Raw genomic sequence first — 17902 nt, 5'->3', positions numbered from 1 at the left:
ATATTTTTCAAGTGAAAGAAATTTATTTCGTTTTCTCCAGAGTAAAGATAAATTCGGTTCCCACACCTTCTGTACTGATCACATCAATATTCTGGTTATGTGCATTGATGATCTCTTTGACTATAGAGAGTCCGAGTCCGGTGCCTTTACGGTCTTTTCCGCGGGAAGCATCAATCTTGTAGAAACGATCCCAGATTTTGCCCAGACTTTCTTTGGGAATGCCGGTTCCGTAATCTTTTACAGAAACAAAGACCTTACCACTTTTTACAGTTGTTTCAATCTGAACAGAAGAATTATCATTGCTGAATTTAATGGCATTATCAAGAAGGTTGTAAAGGACCTGCTGAATCTGTTCCATATCAGCTCTGACATAAAGTTCATGTCCGGAGAGAAGCAGCTCCAGGCGGATCTGGTGGCTGGTGCAGATGCCTTCAAATGTAGCTGCTGTGTTTTTGATGGTATCATTGATATCAAAACGCTGAATGTGCATCATCCGTTTTTTCATATCCAGTTCATTCAGAGTCAGAAGACTGCGGGTGAGTTTTTCAAGACGTTCAGATTCAAAAGCGATGATCTTCAGATACCGTTCCTGCATCTCATAGGGGATGGTACCGTCCAGTATGGCATTGACATATCCCTTGATGGAGGTAAGGGGAGAACGGAAATCATGAGAGACATTTGCAATGAATTTACGCTGATATTCTCCGTTTTTGTTCAGTTCATCGGACATATAATTCAGAGTTTTGGCAAGATATCCCATTTCATCATCAGAAGTAACGTCTATTTTATATGCAAGATTACCTCCTGCATATTCACTGGCACCTTTCATGATCCTGGCCAGGGGCTTACGTATGTAGTGGCTGTAAGCCCAGAGCAGAAGACTGGTGGCTGCATAGCACAGGAGAAAGATTACCTGCATGATAAAAAGAATACTGCTTCGGCTCTGATAAAGGTTTGTCATCGAATAATGGATTGCCACGTAACCTTTGGTTTCCATATCAGAGGTGATCGGGGCAATAACACTCAAATGATCTGTTTTAAAGAAACCATAAAACTTTCCAATCTGATAATAGTTGCTTCCCCATTTGGAAGCATCGAATTCTTCCAGTGGGATTGGATCCCGGACGTCAATATTTTTCTGTGTACTTACAATGATTTCACCATTACTGTTGATGATCCACAATACAGCATCCTGAAAATCGGAAATTGCACATAAGTGTTCCTGAAGAGTATCTACTGTACTGGAAGAGATATTGCTTTTAACTGCTTCGTTAGATGCAATATTGTGCGCTTCTGTATAGAGTGCGGCACTTAAAGAGTGTTCCAGATGCTTTTCCACCATATAAGAACCGCCGAGGGTTATGAGGAAAAATCCCAAAATCCCGATGAGAATATAAAATCTCAGGAATTTTGTGGAAAGATGATGCTGTTTCATGGATTTTTTACCTCAAATTTGTATCCGATTCCCCATACGGTGGCAATGGACCAGTGAGGATTGTCTTTGATCTTTTCACGAAGACGTTTGATATGAACGTCTACAGTACGGGTATCACCGATGTATTCATAACCCCAGATGTGATCCAGAAGCTGTTCACGGGTAAATACCTGGTTTGGTGATGCTGCAAGGAAATAGAGAAGTTCCAGTTCCTTTGGCGGCATATCAACCTGACGACCCATATATGTGACTGCATAGTTTGTCAGATTAACGGTCAGATCCGGGTAAGTAACACATTTTTCACTGGAAGAAGGCGCTGGCTGTTTAACCTGGAAACGGCGCAGGACAGCACGTACACGGGCAATCAGTTCCTTGGAATCAAAGGGTTTGATCATATAGTCATCTGCACCCAGTTCAAGTCCGAGAACCTTGTCAAAGGTTTCGCCTTTTGCTGAAAGCATAATGATGGGAACATCAGAGGTATGTCGGATTTCACGACATACCTGATAACCGTCAATTCCGGGAAGCATCAGATCCAGAATAATCAGATCCGGGCGGAAGGAGACAAATTCCCTTAACGCTTCTTCTCCGTCATTTACGATTTTTGTCTCGAAGCATTCTTTGGTAAGATACAGGGCAATAAGCTCTGCGATATTGTTATCATCATCAACAATAAGGATTTTCTGTTTGGAAACCATGGCGGTCCCTCCTATTTCTTAAATTCTACAATAGTAACACCTGCATCTCCTTCGCCGAATTCTCCAAGGCGGAAGGATTCCACATGCTTCTGGCGCTTCAGATAATTGTGTACACCTTTTCTCAGAGCACCGGTTCCTTTACCATGAACAATACGGACAGATTTCAGATGAGCGATATAAGCATCATCCAGATATTTGTCAAGCTCTGCAACTGCTTCATCTACCGTTTTGCCAAGCAGGTTGATCTCTGTGGATACATGGGCTGCTTTTGACATGCGGATTTTACCTGCACCTGTACGCTGCATGGTTGGTGTGGTGATCTCTGCTTCATCGATCAGTTCCAGATCAGAGATGTGAACCTTGGAACGGATGATACCCATCTGCACGAAGAGGAAACCTTTGTTGTCCGGACGACTGCTGACAGTCCCTTTCAGATTCATGCTGAGAACCTTAACTGCATCGCCGAGGGAGATATCTTTGGCTGTGAGTTCCTTCTTCGGTTTCTTTGCAGCAGTTTTCTGAGTCATGCCTTTCTCTGCTTTATTCATATGTTTGCGCAGATTCTGGCGTTCTTTTTCCACAGCAGAGAGATCCACATGGTCTTTCTGGAATTTGTGGAACATCCTCATAGTCTGGTCTGCATATTCCTTGGCTTCGCGGAGAACTGCATGAGCTTCCTCATTGGCCTGACGGATGATGCGGTCTCGCTGCTCGTTCAACTTCTCCTGTTTGGATTCCATTTCGGATTTCAGAGAGGTAATTTCCTGTTTATACTGTTCAATCTCGCGACGTTCATTTTCAATAATTATACGGCTGCTTTCCAGGGAACTGAGAACATCTTCGAAAGATTCATCCTGTTCACTGATCTGTTCTTTGGCCTTATCGATGATATAGTCCGGAAGTCCAAGCTTGGAAGAAATGGCGAATGCATTACTTTTCCCGGGAACACCGATCAGCAGGCGGTAGGTCGGGCGGAGCGTTTCCACGTCAAATTCGCAGCAGGCATTTTCTACACCTGAGGTGGAGAGTGCATATACCTTCAGCTCACTGTAATGGGTGGTTGCCATAGTGCGGATTCCCTGTTCATGAAGATGGGAAAGGATCGCAATGGCAAGGGCAGCACCCTCTGTCGGATCTGTACCTGCACCGAGCTCATCGAAAAGGACAAGAGAGTGACGGTTGGCTTTTTTCAGGAAAGAAACCACGTTGGTCATATGTGAGGAGAATGTACTTAATGACTGTTCAATACTCTGTTCATCACCGATATCAGCATAAACTTCTTCAAACAGTGCAAGCTCTGAGCGGTCCAGTGTGGGAATATGAAGACCGGACTGGCCCATGAGAGTGAGAAGTCCGACAGTCTTTAAAGATACAGTTTTACCACCGGTGTTCGGACCGGTGATAACAAGCAAGTCGAAATCATCGCCGAGACGGATATCAATGGGAACAGCTTTCTTCTTATCAATGAGAGGGTGGCGTGCCTGTTTCAGACGGATGCGTCCTTCATCATTGAAGATTGGTTCTGTTGCATTCATATCCATGGCAAGGGATGCTCTGGCAAAAATGACGTCAAGCTGTACCATGATATTAAGATCTGCGCGGATAGAGTCGGTCTGTTCTGCAGTTTGCTGGCTCAGGGTGGAAAGGATCACTTCAATCTCTTTTTGTTCTTCCAGTTCCAGCTCGCGGATGTCATTATTTAGTTTTACGATTGCCATAGGTTCGATAAATAAAGTAGAACCTGTGGAGGACTGATCGTGTACCATACCCGGAACCTGTCCTTTGTATTCTGCCTTGACCGGAATGCAGTAGCGTCCGTTTCTCATGGTAATAACGGAATCCTGCAGATAATTGCGGGCACTACCGTTTACAAGAGAGGAGAGCTGTGTATGGATCCTGTCTCCGGTAATCTTCATGTTTCTTCGAATCTGGCGGAGGTTGCTGCTTGCATCATCACTGATCTCATCTTCTGAGAGGATGCATCTGCGGATCTCTGTTGTAAGAGGAGTCAGTGGTTCCAGTGCCTCGAACATCCCGTCCAGAGAGTCCGGGAGAGAATCACCGCGCTCACTTCTGGAATAAGCTTTAACACGATTGGTGTTCTCAAGAAGGCTGCAGATGGCAAGAAGTTCACCAATCCCCAGAGAACTTCCGATTTCCAGACGTTTCAGAGAACCACGCACATCTTTGACGCTGCCAAAGGAAATATTTCCTTTCTGGAAAAGACGGGTAAGTGCATCTCTGGTCTGAGTCTGCATATGTCGGATTTCATCAATATCTGTGGATGGCTCCAGCTTCCGGCAGATTTCTTTTCCCATGGAAGAGGAAGCCTTGTCTGTCAGCATATTGATGATTTTATAATATTCAAGTGCTTTATATGCTTTCTGATTCATTGTCTGTTTAAATCTCCTGATAGATATCTTTATAATTTGCTGTCCCTGATATTATAGCATTTTTTGTTATGGAAATGTACTCCGGGATTATAGCAATTCTAAAAAAATAATTGTGTTACTGTTCACTCCGTTCACAGTAACGTAGCCAAAATTCATTCCAGATTGCCTGCGGCAATGGAATTTTGGCTTGTATGTCTCGGGATTTTGGCATATTCATGCCAAAACACCTCGCGGAATAGTGGTGTGTGAACAGTAACATAATTGTAACTGTGTTACTGTGAAATAAGCAGTTACAAATACTTTTCCTATTATATATGATTTTGGAATCTATGGAAAGCAAAAAGGATAGAAATACATAAAAATGATAGTTTTTACAAAAAAATAAAAAAAAATCAAAAAAGCTATTGACAGTTTATATAGTTTTTGGTATAGTACCAATTGTCGCAACAATAAGTAAAACTTATAACAGAAATGCGATATGCGGAAGTGTCGGAACTGGCAGACGAGCAAGACTAAGGATCTTGTGAGCATTGCGCTCGTGTGGGTTCAAGTCCCATCTTCCGCATGAAAAACGGTTTGAATGCTATCATATGTGCATTTAAGCCGTTTTTTTGTGTCATCATAATAACCTGAGCTACAGTGTTTCGCTGATACGATAAGTGTTTCAGTAGGAGCTTCTTTTTTGTACTGTGGGAAATTACTTATAGTATATTCATAAAAAATTCATATCTTTTTGTTAAAATAATGTGTAGATTGTTACGATATAATTTGTTTGAATACAAGCGATATTGAACCTGAATGGTAACTGTTTGGCAGATTGCTGTTTTGTATGACACTGGGCAGTTATCCTGAATGGAGTGCGGCAGGAGAATCAGGTATGAAAAAAAACAAAATGGACACACAGGAATATCAGTTTATAAAAGAAACGGTAAAAAAACAGCCAAAAGAGAATGGCAGTCTGTTGCGCAGGCTGCTTATGATAGCAGGATGTGGCGTTTTGTTTGGAGGCTGCGCAGCCGTAACCTTTGCCAGTGTGTTTCCGGTTATGGCGGACAGAGAAGAGAATACACAGCAGAAAATCGAATTGACAGGATCGGATGTAGCGGAGACGATATCTGAAGAACAGGCAACAGAGAGGGAATCTGTCGCTTCAGTTTCTGAACAAGAGGAGAAGAGTCTTCTGGCAATGCGTCAGGAGATGTATAGGGAAGTGCTGAAGGTTTCCCAAAAATCCCGAAAATCTCTTGTAAACGTGAGAGGAATTTCAAAGGATGAGGATTTGCTGAATAATTCTTATTTTCAGCAGGAAGATACGGAAGGTCTTGTCTTTCTTGAAACAGAGACGCAATTTTATATCCTGACCTATGAGGAAGAACTGGAAAATCTGCAGGAACTGCAGGTGACTTTTGCAGATGGTTCGACAGTGCAGGGAGAGATATGCAGGGGAGATGCAGATTCCGGATTTGCAGTTGCAACTGTGAGAAAAAATCTTCTCAATGACAGTACAAGAGAAGGTATCGTGGTATCTGATCTGACAGACACAAAGAAACTGGGACAGAGCGATATAGTAATTGCTATCGGAAGTCCTGCCGGTGACAGTGATGCGGTGGTTTATGGAATGATCACTTCTGTTTCTGAAAAACTATCGGTAGCGGATACGGAGTATAATGTGTTGGCTACAGATGTGCAGGGGAATGAAGATGGAAGTGGTGTGCTGCTTGATTCTGACGGAAATGTGGCAGGTATGATACTGAAGAAGAATGAAAACGATGGAGATAATATTCATGCAGTTTCCATTTCGCAGATTCTTCCGTTGGTAGAACATCTGGCTAACAAAGAGACAATCAGATATACAGGTATTTATGGAACAGAGATAACTCAGGCACAATGTAGAAAACTGGGAATTGATCAGGGACTTTACGTGGAGCGTACACAAGAAGAATCTCCTGCGATGAAGGCAGGGATACAGTGTGGAGATATTATAAGTAAGATTGATGGAACTCCCACAGAGAGTATGCAGTCTTACTATACATATCTTCAGACAAAAAAGCAGGGAGAAAATCTTACCATAACGGTTCTTCGCAAAAATTCCGATGGTGAGTATGCGGAGAAAGATTATAAGGTAACAGTTGGAGAGAGATAGTGACAGGCGGAGAATCCTACAAGCGGGATTCTTTCTTGTGGAATTGTTATAATACTAAAAATAAAGGATAGAGAGGCAGGCTTTATGCGTTTTTTAAATGAGTTACATGAGGGAGACAGAATTAATGGGATTTATCTGTGCAAGCAGAAACAGTCTGCGGTAACAAAGAATGGAAAACCCTATGAGAATATTATCCTCCAGGATAAAACCGGAATCATGGATGGCAAGATATGGGATCCAAATTCTCTGGGAATTGATGATTTCGATGCCCTGGATTATATTGATGTTGTAGGAGATGTGACCAGCTTTGCAGGGGCTATGCAGCTGAATATCAAGCGTGTGCGCAAGGCTGCTGAAGATGAGTACAACCCGGCAGATTATCTTCCTGTAAGTGAGAACAGCACAGATGATATGTACAGCCAGCTGAGAGCATTTATTGACAGTGTGGAGAATACTTATCTGTCTGCACTTCTGAAGAAATTATTTGTGGAAGATGAAGCTTTTGTGAAAGCGTTTGAAGGACATTCTGCAGCGAAGACAGTACATCACGGATTTATCGGCGGTCTGATGGAGCATACTCTGGGAGTGACCAGACTCTGCGATTATATGTCAAAGGCATACCCGGTCATCAACAGGGATTTACTGATCACAGCATCACTTCTTCATGATATCGGAAAGACAAAAGAATTATCTGCATTTCCGTTAAATGATTATACAGATGAAGGTCAGCTTCTGGGACATATTTATATGGGAGCGCAGATGATCAATGATCTTGCGCGCCAGATACCGGAATTTCCGGAGGTGCTTAAGAATGAACTGATCCACTGTATTCTGTCACATCACGGAGAGCTTGAATATGGTTCCCCGAAGAAACCTGCACTGGTGGAGGCTGTAGCTCTCAATCTTGCAGATAATACAGATGCAAGAATGGAAACCATCACAGAGATTTTTGCAGCAAACAAGAGCAAAAAAGAGTGGCTTGGATATAATAAATTGTTTGAATCCAACTTAAGAAGAACAGATGAGGTGTAATCTTTATGGAATTTCGTAAGAACGATCTTGTTACGTTAGAGATAGAAGATTGCGGAATTGACGGTGAAGGTATCGGAAAAGCCGATGGCTTCACCGTTTTTGTCAAGGACGCAGTGATCGGAGATACAGTAACAGCCAAAATTATCAAGGCAAAGAAAAATTATGGTTACGGCCGTCTTATGGAGGTGCTGAAGCCATCTCCGTACAGAGTTGAGCCCAAGTGCGAATTTGCCCGTCAGTGTGGCGGATGCCAGCTTCAGGCACTTTCCTATGACCAACAGCTTGTATTTAAGACAAATAAGGTGAAGGGACATCTGGAACGTATCGGTGGCTTTACAGATATCCCCATGGAGCCGATCATTGGCATGGATGAACTTTTTCATTACAGAAATAAGGCACAGTTTCCTGTAGGCAGAAATAAAGAGGGAAAAATCGTTACAGGTTTCTATGCGGGAAGAACCCACAATATTATCGAAAACCGTGACTGTGCACTTGGTGTAGTTGAGAATAAAGAAGTTCTGGACCGTGTAATCGCACATATGGAGAAATACAGGATTGAACCATATAATGAAGCAACAGGCAAAGGGCTGGTGCGCCATGTCCTGATCCGTTACGGATACTTCACAAAAGAAGTGATGGTCTGTCTGATCCTGAACGGAAATAAGATTCTGAAAGAGGAACAGCTTGTAAAATCTCTGTGTGAGATTCCGGGAATGACAAGCATCACCATCAATGTAAATAAGAAACACAGTAATGTAATCCTTGGTGAGGAAATTCGTCTGCTCTGGGGCCAGGAATATATCACAGACAGGATCGGAGATATTTCCTATCAGATTTCACCTCTGTCTTTCTATCAGGTAAATCCTATGCAGACTCAGAAGCTTTATGCAAAGGCACTGGAATACGCAGATCTTCACGGCGAGGAAACAGTATGGGATCTCTACTGTGGAATCGGAACTATTTCCCTGTTCCTGGCACAGAAAGCAAAATTTGTCCGTGGTGTGGAAATTGTTCCTGCAGCTATTGAGAATGCGAAAGAGAACGCAAAACTTAATGGTCTGGAAAATACAGAGTTCTTTGTGGGCAAGGCAGAAGAAGTGCTGCCGAGAGAGTATAAGAAAAATGGTGTTTATGCAGATGTTATCGTCGTAGATCCGCCAAGAAAAGGCTGTGATGAAACCCTGCTGGAGACCATGATCGAGATGAACCCGGAGAGGATTGTGTATGTAAGTTGCGACAGTGCGACGTTGGCAAGGGATCTGAAGTATCTGTGTGCGAGGGGATATGAGCTTAGAAAGGTATGCCCGGTTGATCAATTTGGGATGACGGTTCACGTGGAGACGGTTGTTCTTTTGTCCCAACAAAAACCAGATGACACGATAGAGATCGACTTAGACTTAGATGAGCTGGATGCAACCAGTGCAGAGACGAAAGCGACCTATCAGGAAATCAAAGATTATGTGCTGAAAGAATTTGGCTTGAAGGTTTCAAATTTATATATTTCTCAAATCAAAAGGAAATGTGGAATCGAAGTAGGAGAGAACTATAATCTGCCAAAGACAGAAAATCCAAAAGTGCCACAGTGTCCGAAAGAGAAAGAAGATGCTATCAAGGCTGCCCTGAAATATTTTGCGATGATCTAAGGATATCGCTGATTTCAAGGAGGAATAACACATGAAAAGCACATTTGAAAAAATGGGTGGAACCTACACACTGGGAGCAGACGGAATTTACTATCCGAATCTTGTCAGTACAGATGAAGAACCGCATTATGGAAAATATGGAATGCTGCGGAAAACGTATCTGAAAGAGCATCGTCCGGCAATGTATTCTCTGTATATGTTGGAAGACAGATTGACAAAACATCTGAATGCTGTGGATGATGAAGCACAGGAGAGGATGGGTATTCTGGTGCGTCAGATGATGGAGAAGCAAGGCGTTACGGAAGAATTGAAAGCTCGTGATCAGATGGTGTGGGTTGGAGTTGTAAATAACATCCGGAATACAGCAGAAGAGATTGTGTTAAAAGAATTGATTTATAGGTAGTAGAATAAGAGCTGAACAAGTAGGACGAAAACTCCTGTTTGTTCAGCTTTTATGTTTATAAGGGGTCAAAGAAGAAGCAAATTACAATTCTATAGCAAGTGATCTTTTCTAAGTTTCGGAAGGCTGGTTTTTTCCGTCATAGTTATAAGTTGCCGATTTAATTATTCCATAGTATGGCTTAAAAAATATTCGAATATAACTTTATAGAAATAATCATGATGGGGAGATTATTTGATGAATTATGTGCTAATATTCTGCGATTCTACTGCTAGTCGATTGATTTATGCACGCTCTCATTATAATATGTGTGCAGGAGGTGGATATATGTATCAGATTAGTAATGAAAAATTTGGTTTATTTGTAACCGAATTAAGAAAGGAAAAGAATTTAACTCAAAAGGATTTGGCTGAAAAATTATATGTATCAGATAAAACAGTTAGCAAATGGGAACGTGGTCTTAGTATGCCCAATGTCGTATTACTCATACCAATAGCTGATATATTAGATGTTACCGTTACAGAATTGTTACGTGGAGAAAAAATAGATACACAGAAAAATATTGATACAAAAGAAGTCGAGGAATTGGTAGTAGGCTCTCTCGATATGGCTGTTAGGAATTCTATTCATCAGCATAGAAAAAACTGGATATTAGCATATTTGCTATGCTTTTTAATATCTATTACAGAAATTATTATGTTAGTCGTATCTGGGAATTCAATAGCTGAGATGAAAGATGATATATTGCTGGTTACAGGGTTAATGCTTTTATTTGGTGCATGGTTTTGTTTCTTTGCCAAAGACATATTACCAACATATTATGATGCAAACAAGATAAATTATGTTTCACAAGGAATTTTTAGAATACATCTAGTTGGTTTATCCTTTAACAACGGAAATTGGATGTACATCTGCACAACTTTAAAAATATGGACACTTGCAACGGTTGTTCTATATCCTCTTGCAGGTATTATAATAATCAATTGTTTCAATATAGCTTTATGGGATATTTCGAATAAAATTTTCTTAATTATGATATTAGGTGGTATGGTAATTTCGATTTACATTATCGGGAAAAAATACGAATAATTAAATTACCTGTTATCGTTGTGGATAGTACTAATTTACAACATTCTTCATGGGAAATATGGAATGATGCAGAAGAGGTTGTGTTAAGAGAATTAGTGTACATTTAAAACGTGGAAAGCTCCTTCGAGGCTTTTGGCTGATTATAAAGAAAGTATATAGAAAATGCATTAATCATATGGTATGATTTGAACAAAAGATAGAATCTTATGAAGTAAGAAGAATATTTTTGAGGAACGCAACTTAGAAGTTTCTGAATTAAGTTAATCGTGCCATATGGCTTGATTATAAAAGCAAAGATAAAAACGCAACGTACATCTTTGATGTGCCAGAGCCGGTAGGTAGCCCGGCCGTCCTATATAAATAGGGTAAGTAACCTGCCCCTCCGGGTTGTCCATTCTTTGTTCAATCAATTTTAGGAGGGATTCTTATGGACAAAGTAAATGGAAAGCTGACAGTATTTTTTGAAGAGCCGTTTTGGGTGGGAATCTTTGAACGCATCGAAGATGGCAAACTATCTGTGGCAAAGGTAACATTTGGTGCAGAGCCAAAAGATTATGAAGTACAGGAATATATTCAAAAGTGCTATTTCAGTTTGAAATTCAGTCCGGTTGTTGAAACTGTTGTAAAGGATATCAAAAGAAATCCGAAACGGATGCAGCGGGAAGCAAAGAAGCAGATGCTGGAAATAGGCATTGGTACAAAATCGCAACAGGCGTTGAAATTACAGCAGGAACAGAACAAGCAGGAACGCAAAGAGAAAAGCCTCAAGAAAAAAGAGGCAGAAGAGCAGCGAATGTTTGAACTGAAACAGCGAAAGAAAAGAGAAAAGCATAAGGGACATTAAAGTCCCTTGGACTTTTACTCAAATCGAAAAGTGTTGAATAAAGCTTTCGTGAGGTGTTTCTATGAAGAAAAAAGTACTTGCAATTATGTTAGTTGCCGTATCAATCATGTTGATTTCAGCGTGCGGAAAAAAAGAAAAATTGTACGAAATTCCTGATTTATCGCAGTATAAGACAGATTATGTAGGAGATTCTTCAAATGTTATAAATATTGTAAGCGGTCAAGAGTATCCAGAGGGATACTCATATGACAGTATAGAGATACAGTCTGAAACAGAGCCTTATGGATTAACAGTTTTTCTAAAAGATGAGCCGTCGGCAGTCAAACTTGAAGATGAATTGCAGGTTAATGCAGATATGACATTTGACTTGATTGGTAATTTGGGAACAATTGATTATAAAACAGCAGATAGCAAAGAAATTATTGTATCATATGAACGGTGATATATTTTTAGTCAACTTTTAGACAATTTGAAGAGCAGAATATAAAAAGGCGTATGGAAGTTTTGATTTCCATACGCCTTTTTGAAAGGAGTTTATTTTTGAACAAGAGATTTGTAAGAGCATGTTATCTACTCGAAGATGATTACAATTCCATATCATAGGACTTTTTCTTAGCTCTTGCAGGCTGATTTCGCCGCATTTCCTGTTCTAGCTGATATTTAAGTTCCCATGCACGATGGGAGAAGACATCCGAATCTTCCACATTGAGATAATCCACCTCATTGGCGGCAATATCACGGCGGTGATAGTCATAATACTTACCAAAAGTACCTTTGAGCTGCTCGATCAGCTTATCCCGGAAATCAGGACGTATCTGGATTCTGGTGTCCAGCAATTCTGTATACTGTTCAGATTCAGGACGAAATTTTTCTTCCCGGAAAGCGGCGGCATCTTTTTCAAGCTGTTTTTTGAGCGAGATGTCCTGAGAATCTAGGATATCAAGATTGTTATTCATCCATGTCAGAGGAAGTCCGACAGCCAGATGGACATCTGCTTCACGGATGGAAAAGACATTCAGTTCCTTTGCAATAGCCATTAGCGTCAGAAGATAATATTCTTCGTCCATAGCCTTATCCGGGATAAATTCTTTGTGTCCTTTGCCAATCCGGTAGTAAATGCCGTTATATTCTAGAATATTTCCGGTGAAGATTGGTTCTGTTTCATAGGCTTTGATTCCGGTTGGCGTGACGGTGTTTGCTGTTTTCATATTGCTATAGCCATGATCTACAGCGATGATTTTTGTGTTTCTGAGTTCTCGCATAAAAAATACCTCCGTTTTCGTATTGATTGATTCAGCAGGTCATACCGGTGTGGTACTGCTTTGCTGTGAGATAAGCATACGAAAATCGGAGGTAAAAGACATTGAGTGGAAATTGAGCAGGAATTGAGAAAAAAGATATATTATGCGTACGTTCTTCATGTACTCTTGTTGTGATTTCATTGTTTTTTATCGTATAATATGGATACTGGAGGTGGTTTGGATGAACTACAAGATTTTAGTTGTCGATGATGATAAAGAATTGGTGAAAATGCTTTGTAGTTATTTTAATATGAAACAATATGAAACCATTACGGCTACAGATGGAATGGAAGCATTAAATAAAATAAAAATGAAACCGGATATTATTTTATTGGATATCAACATGCCACGTATGGATGGGATTGAAGTATGTCGTCTGATACGCAGTAAAGTGTTATGTCCGATTTTGTTTCTAACAGCAAGAGTTGATGAAGATGATAAAATTAATGGGTTGCTTTCGGGTGGGGATGATTATATTACGAAACCATTTAGTCTTCGGGAGTTGGAAGCAAGGATTGTCACAAACATAAAGAGAGAAGAAAGGCATCAACAAAAAACGGAATACCGTTTCATGGATGAAATGCTGATTGATTATTCTGAAAAAATAGTAGCTATAGCTGGACACAGGATAGAGTTCACAAAAATTGAATATCAGATTATTGAATTCTTATCCATGCATCCAGGGCAGGTGTTTGATAAAGAACGTATATATGCACAAGTCTGTGGATATGATGCGGAAGGGGACAGTAGAACGATAACGGAATTAGTACGGCGTATAAGGAAAAAAATAGCGGATTATTCAGAAAAAGAATACATAGAAACTGTATGGGGGATTGGATACCGATGGAAAAAATAAGAAACTTGTCACTGAAAAAAACAATTCTGCTTTATTTTGTGATTAGCTTAACGGCAGCATTTCTGTTATCTGGATTTACAGTTCATTTTGCAAGAAATATGCAGAATAAAATATGGGAAAAATATATTGATTATGCAGATTATACGGACGTGTTTCAGCAATATGGAAAGAAATACGAGATTGAGATATCAAGACCTAATCAATCGCAGATGAATCGTTTGGACTATCATTTTTCGGAAATGTGTGACTTTATGGAAACATATTCGGTACTTATTTTTTCGATTGTTGGGAGTGTTGCTGCGGTATTCTTTTTTTATAAAAATAAGTTAAAGACACCTCTACAGGAACTAAAAGATGCCTCACAAATGATTGCAGATAATGAACTGGATTTTCATGTGTCCTATGAAAATAAAGATGAGATGGGAACTTTGTGTAAAGAATTTGAAATGATGCGAAGTGCTTTAGCAGATAACAATAGAAAGATGTGGCGAATGATTGATGACGAGAAGGCTTTGCGGAATGCAATTGCACATGATATACGTTCTCCACTTTCCATATTGCGTGGGTATCAGGAAATGCTCTTAGAGTTTGTTTCTGCTGAGAGTATAAAAACAGAGGATGTTATTGATATCTTACAAACAGGCATGTATCAGATTGACCGTATAGAGCATTTCACGGAAAACATGAGAAAAATGTCCCATTTAGAACAGAGGGAACTGCAATGCTCAGAGATAGAATTATCGGAACTGGCAAAAAAGATTGAGGCAGAAGCTGCCATGCTGTCCAAGAAGGAAAGTAAATTATGTAAGGTAGAAAGAGTGCAGGAACAAAACATTGTGAAAGTGGATGAGGAACTTGTCATGGAAGTGGCAGACAACTTACTGGAAAATGCGGTTCGATATGCACAAAAAAGTATTGTTTTGCAGATAAAGAAAAAGGATGGTTTTCTTATAATTTCTGTTGAAGATGATGGAATAGGATTTGTGGATACTGAGGAAAAAGTAACAGAACCATTTTATCATAAGAATCCACAAGATGATTTAAAGCATTTTGGCCTTGGTATGTATATTTCTCGTATTTTCTGTGAAAAGCATGGAGGAAATTTGAAAATATATAATGCCAGACAAGGCGGTGCTCATGTAGAAGCTCTTTTCAAAGCTGAATAAAAATACTTTATAAGGCTGAAATCACAAATAAAGTGGTTTTAGTCTTTTTTATTGTGAATTTATTGAGAATTGATTTGTATGATGTTGTTAAAGAAATAAAGAAAGGAAGAGATACAATGAAAACAATCATAAAAAGAAGTATACTTGATTATTTAAAGAACCCTGTTTTGTGGATTGGCTTGATTATTATAGTTGCCAGTATGTATCAATGTCTGTCATCGTATTTGCAAATTCATTATATCAAACAGAATGAACAGATCACACAAAATGACGTAGCATTGGAAGATGCTGATGTCATGGATGGGTACATTCCCACATCTGATGATAAAGAAAGAAGAAGGGAGTGGGAAGATACGATCAAAGAGACGTTAATGGACACCTCCAAAAATGGTTTTGGATTTAGCAGGCAGGAAGCAGATCATGTAATGAAAGAAATTCAGAATATGGATGTAAAGACTGCTTCTGAGTTTTTGGAATCCCAATATGGCTATTATAATGCAATATATGCTTATGAGGACCTTGAAATTCATAAGGGGACAGCAGAAGAAATCAATCATTATATCGAGCGGAAATTATCCGAACATTCTTTTTCCTGGTACTTTGCCAAAAAATTTACGGATTTTGCAGGATTGCATATGGCCTTTTTTGCAACCGTATTGCTATCATTTTTATTTATTCAGGATACACGAAAAAGTACCTATGAATTATTACATACAAAGCCTGTTACGGCAATCCAATATATATGTGGGAAAGTAATAAGCGGATTCATTAGTATGCTGGGAGTATTAGTGATTTTGAATGTTATATTCTTTATGCTGTGTTTGAAAACGTCTTTAGAATCGGGCTTTCCAGTAACACCAATTGATTTTTGCGTGAATTCTCTGATCTATATTGTTCCGAATCTTTTGATGATATGTTGTGTCTATACAATTACAGCATTAATATTTAAAAATCCGCTTCCGGCAGCACCAATCTTGTTTTTACACATTATATATTCAAATATGCTGACCATGAAGAATGATATTTATTATATGAGACCGTTCTCTATTATGGTGCGATTCCCTGGCAGATTTTTTGAAACACATGTAGCCAAAATGTCAAACATAAATCAGATTATTCTTGTAATTTCATCAGTTATATTAGTATGTATTTCTGTTACAATCTGGAAAAGGAGGAGGGTTCATTGAAAACGGAACTAAAAAACTGCCTGTCGTTATATAAGATTTTTTATTCATGTGCATTTATACTGATATTGTGTGCTATTCATCCGATTATATACTATGAAGAAATCGGTTCAGCGATTCAGTCTCCAATAGCATTTTTAACAATTATTTTTTGTAGTGACACATATTTGATGGAAGTAAAAAGTAAGCGTGCCGATGTATTTCATTTGTATGATCAAAAAAAGCAGTTAAAAGTAATATCACAGAGAGTGTGCGTTCAAATATTATATTTATTAATACTTTCCTGTGTTGGATATGTTTTGTTTTTCTGGCAAAAACCGGGCAGTGTAAACGAAGGCATTTCGGGTATTCAGATATTTCTTTTATATTTCATTGCAATGTTTGGAACTATCTGGTTTTGGAGCATATGCACTGTGATTTTGTGTACATTGCTTCGAAATATGTGGGCAGGTATTGGATGTTTATTTGGAATTGTCATTGGACTTATATCAAAAGCGGGAAGTTCATTTTTCGGAAATCTGGGATTGTTTTCTTTCAGCTTTTGTGAACCTACTCAATTAATGTCCGAGAGTTGGATTTATGGAACGCTTGTGTCTTTTATAGCGGGGCTGTTTTTATTTGCAGTATTACCAATGGCTTTAAAGAAAAGAGGATAGATTATGAGTATTAGAATAAATGATTTAACAGTTAGATTTAAAAATGGTGTAGTTGCAGTAAATAAGGCATCTCTTGAAATACCTAAGGGAATTTACGGACTTTTGGGTGAGAATGGTGCTGGAAAAACCACTTTGATGAGGGTTCTTACAACTGTTTTAAAACAAACGGAAGGAATGGTTTCCCTTGATGGAATTCTGTATAACGAGGGAAATTATGAGAAAATACAGAAAAAGATTGGTTATCTTCCACAGGAAATCGACTTATATCCGAATCTTACGGTGAAAGAATGTCTTGTATATATGGGGGGACTGTCAGGAGTATCCAGAAATGACCTCGAACAAAGAATTACCTATTATCTGGAAAAGACTTCTCTTACAGAGCATCAGAATAAAAAAATGCGACAATTATCTGGTGGTATGAAGAGACGTGTCGGACTCATACAGGCACTTCTTAATAATCCGGATTTTTTGATTATTGACGAACCAACAACTGGGTTAGATCCGGAAGAAAGAATCAGGATCCGCAATCTTCTGGTTGATTTTTCAAAGGATAGAACGGTGCTGTTTTCCACTCATGTAGTAGAAGATTTAGCAGCAACCTGTACACAGCTTGCCATTATGAAAAAAGGAAGTTTTTTATATTCCGGAAGCGTGAGTGGATTGCTGGAAAATGCAAAGGGCTGTGTTTGGAATTGTACGGTACAAAATGCAGAAGAAGCCCGTTTGTTAGAAGCCAATTATTCTATATCATCTAAGCAGTATGTAGAAAATGGAATTCATATGAAAGTATTAAGCAAAGGAAAGCCAAATGAGAATTGTGTCCTAGATAATGATATCACTTTGGAAGATGCATATATTTATTTGACGAATAGCTGAATATAACGGCGGGCAAGTTGCCCGCCGTAAATTATGCTTGTTTTGTTAAAAGACCGGATAGAGTTTTTCCATGTGTTCTCTTGCAAGATCGGGATAACCGTTCATGCGGTAAAGTCCTCCAAGGTTGGCATGAAGGTTAGAAACGAGGCGAGCATTGTCAGCAGAGATATTTTCTATCTTGGCAAG

At 39.3% G+C, this 17902-nt stretch carries 15 protein-coding genes, 1 tRNA gene and 1 pseudogene; 13 read left to right on the top strand and 4 right to left on the bottom strand.

The genetic code is table 11. The features are described from left to right. Positions 1-22 precede the first annotated feature (22 nt). The 3 genes from I4V44_RS04380 to I4V44_RS04370 are packed head-to-tail and all read right to left on the bottom strand — an operon-like array spanning position 23 to position 4526. Positions 23-1435, bottom strand: coding sequence for a sensor histidine kinase (locus tag I4V44_RS04380; RefSeq protein WP_118338720.1), 1413 nt, complete (start codon positions 1433-1435; stop codon positions 23-25). Then, on the bottom strand, positions 1432-2133 hold the full coding sequence (locus tag I4V44_RS04375) for a response regulator transcription factor (RefSeq protein WP_118592763.1): 702 nt from the start codon (positions 2131-2133) through the stop codon (positions 1432-1434). The genes I4V44_RS04380 and I4V44_RS04375 overlap by 4 nt, the downstream gene beginning before the upstream one ends. An 11-nt stretch (positions 2134-2144) precedes the next feature. Then, positions 2145-4526, bottom strand: a complete 2382-nt coding sequence (locus I4V44_RS04370) for an endonuclease MutS2 (protein ID WP_196002387.1) — start codon at positions 4524-4526, stop codon at positions 2145-2147. 480 nt (positions 4527-5006) lie between these two features. On the opposite strand from I4V44_RS04370, the gene I4V44_RS04365 reads away from it, so the two are divergent. From I4V44_RS04365 to I4V44_RS04330, 8 genes are all read left to right on the top strand, one after another. Beyond that, a tRNA-Leu gene (locus I4V44_RS04365) sits at positions 5007-5091 on the top strand. Positions 5092-5403: 312 nt separating this feature from the next. Next, a complete protein-coding gene (locus I4V44_RS04360; protein ID WP_022380961.1) occupies positions 5404-6669 on the top strand; it encodes a S1C family serine protease in 1266 nt (421 codons plus the stop codon). A gap of 84 nt (positions 6670-6753) precedes the next feature. Then, positions 6754-7701, top strand: a complete 948-nt coding sequence (locus tag I4V44_RS04355) for a 3'-5' exoribonuclease YhaM family protein (protein WP_026649704.1) — start codon at positions 6754-6756, stop codon at positions 7699-7701. Between the two features lie 5 nt (positions 7702-7706). Further along, on the top strand, positions 7707-9344 hold the full coding sequence (gene rlmD / locus I4V44_RS04350; protein ID WP_196002386.1) for a 23S rRNA (uracil(1939)-C(5))-methyltransferase RlmD: 1638 nt from the start codon (positions 7707-7709) through the stop codon (positions 9342-9344). Positions 9345-9375: 31 nt separating this feature from the next. Next, positions 9376-9747, top strand: a complete 372-nt coding sequence (locus I4V44_RS04345) for a TnpV protein (protein ID WP_118408759.1) — start codon at positions 9376-9378, stop codon at positions 9745-9747. A gap of 324 nt (positions 9748-10071) precedes the next feature. Next, positions 10072-10833 carry a helix-turn-helix domain-containing protein gene (locus I4V44_RS04340; protein WP_118408757.1) on the top strand — a complete coding sequence of 254 codons (762 nt, stop codon included), beginning with the start codon at positions 10072-10074 and terminating at the stop codon, positions 10831-10833. 427 nt (positions 10834-11260) lie between these two features. Further along, a complete protein-coding gene (locus I4V44_RS04335; RefSeq protein WP_118247210.1) occupies positions 11261-11677 on the top strand; it encodes a YjdF family protein in 417 nt (138 codons plus the stop codon). A 61-nt stretch (positions 11678-11738) separates the two neighbouring features. Beyond that, complete coding sequence (locus I4V44_RS04330; protein ID WP_019161000.1) at positions 11739-12119, top strand: DUF4825 domain-containing protein; 381 nt, start codon at positions 11739-11741, stop codon at positions 12117-12119. 142 nt (positions 12120-12261) lie between these two features. Here I4V44_RS04330 and I4V44_RS18110 read toward each other — a convergent pair. Next, positions 12262-12633 (bottom strand): annotated as a pseudogene (locus tag I4V44_RS18110) (MobQ family relaxase); the annotation flags it as partial. A 526-nt stretch (positions 12634-13159) separates the two neighbouring features. Between I4V44_RS18110 and I4V44_RS04315 the strand changes: the two are divergent. The 5 genes from I4V44_RS04315 (at position 13160) to I4V44_RS04295 (ending at position 17716) form a co-directional block, all read left to right on the top strand. Beyond that, positions 13160-13834: a response regulator transcription factor gene (locus tag I4V44_RS04315; RefSeq protein ID WP_118247209.1), complete on the top strand. Its 675-nt coding sequence runs from the start codon at positions 13160-13162 to the stop codon at positions 13832-13834. Next, positions 13822-15000 carry a sensor histidine kinase gene (locus I4V44_RS04310; RefSeq protein ID WP_118247208.1) on the top strand — a complete coding sequence of 393 codons (1179 nt, stop codon included), beginning with the start codon at positions 13822-13824 and terminating at the stop codon, positions 14998-15000. The genes I4V44_RS04315 and I4V44_RS04310 overlap by 13 nt, the downstream gene beginning before the upstream one ends. 116 nt (positions 15001-15116) lie before the next feature. Then, positions 15117-16187, top strand: a complete 1071-nt coding sequence (locus tag I4V44_RS04305; protein ID WP_009265790.1) for an ABC transporter permease subunit — start codon at positions 15117-15119, stop codon at positions 16185-16187. Next, positions 16184-16840 (top strand): transporter, encoded by a 657-nt coding sequence (locus tag I4V44_RS04300; RefSeq protein ID WP_227194783.1) that lies wholly within the window; start codon positions 16184-16186, stop codon positions 16838-16840. The genes I4V44_RS04305 and I4V44_RS04300 overlap by 4 nt, the downstream gene beginning before the upstream one ends. A 3-nt stretch (positions 16841-16843) precedes the next feature. After that, on the top strand, positions 16844-17716 hold the full coding sequence (locus I4V44_RS04295) for an ATP-binding cassette domain-containing protein (protein WP_005362311.1): 873 nt from the start codon (positions 16844-16846) through the stop codon (positions 17714-17716). Positions 17717-17902 lie beyond the last annotated feature (186 nt).

This window comes from Blautia sp. 1001283B150304_161114_C9, assembly GCF_015668165.1.
In the GTDB taxonomy this organism is placed as follows: domain Bacteria; phylum Bacillota; class Clostridia; order Lachnospirales; family Lachnospiraceae; genus Blautia_A; species Blautia_A wexlerae.
Note: the sequence above shows the minus strand (reverse complement) of the source record. Positions and strands in the feature narration are given on the sequence as shown.

Coding starts and splice junctions, on each gene's coding strand:
- I4V44_RS04315 (WP_118247209.1), top strand. CDS start 13,160: ATGAACTACAAGATTTTAGTTGTCGATGATGATAAAGAATTGGTGAAA.
- I4V44_RS04355 (WP_026649704.1), top strand. CDS start 6,754: ATGCGTTTTTTAAATGAGTTACATGAGGGAGACAGAATTAATGGGATT.
- I4V44_RS04305 (WP_009265790.1), top strand. CDS start 15,117: ATGAAAACAATCATAAAAAGAAGTATACTTGATTATTTAAAGAACCCT.
- I4V44_RS04370 (WP_196002387.1), bottom strand. CDS start 4,526: ATGAATCAGAAAGCATATAAAGCACTTGAATATTATAAAATCATCAAT.
- I4V44_RS04335 (WP_118247210.1), top strand. CDS start 11,261: ATGGACAAAGTAAATGGAAAGCTGACAGTATTTTTTGAAGAGCCGTTT.
- I4V44_RS04360 (WP_022380961.1), top strand. CDS start 5,404: ATGAAAAAAAACAAAATGGACACACAGGAATATCAGTTTATAAAAGAA.
- I4V44_RS04375 (WP_118592763.1), bottom strand. CDS start 2,133: ATGGTTTCCAAACAGAAAATCCTTATTGTTGATGATGATAACAATATC.
- I4V44_RS04295 (WP_005362311.1), top strand. CDS start 16,844: ATGAGTATTAGAATAAATGATTTAACAGTTAGATTTAAAAATGGTGTA.
- I4V44_RS04310 (WP_118247208.1), top strand. CDS start 13,822: ATGGAAAAAATAAGAAACTTGTCACTGAAAAAAACAATTCTGCTTTAT.
- rlmD (WP_196002386.1), top strand. CDS start 7,707: ATGGAATTTCGTAAGAACGATCTTGTTACGTTAGAGATAGAAGATTGC.
- I4V44_RS04330 (WP_019161000.1), top strand. CDS start 11,739: ATGAAGAAAAAAGTACTTGCAATTATGTTAGTTGCCGTATCAATCATG.
- I4V44_RS04380 (WP_118338720.1), bottom strand. CDS start 1,435: ATGAAACAGCATCATCTTTCCACAAAATTCCTGAGATTTTATATTCTC.
- I4V44_RS04340 (WP_118408757.1), top strand. CDS start 10,072: ATGTATCAGATTAGTAATGAAAAATTTGGTTTATTTGTAACCGAATTA.
- I4V44_RS04345 (WP_118408759.1), top strand. CDS start 9,376: ATGAAAAGCACATTTGAAAAAATGGGTGGAACCTACACACTGGGAGCA.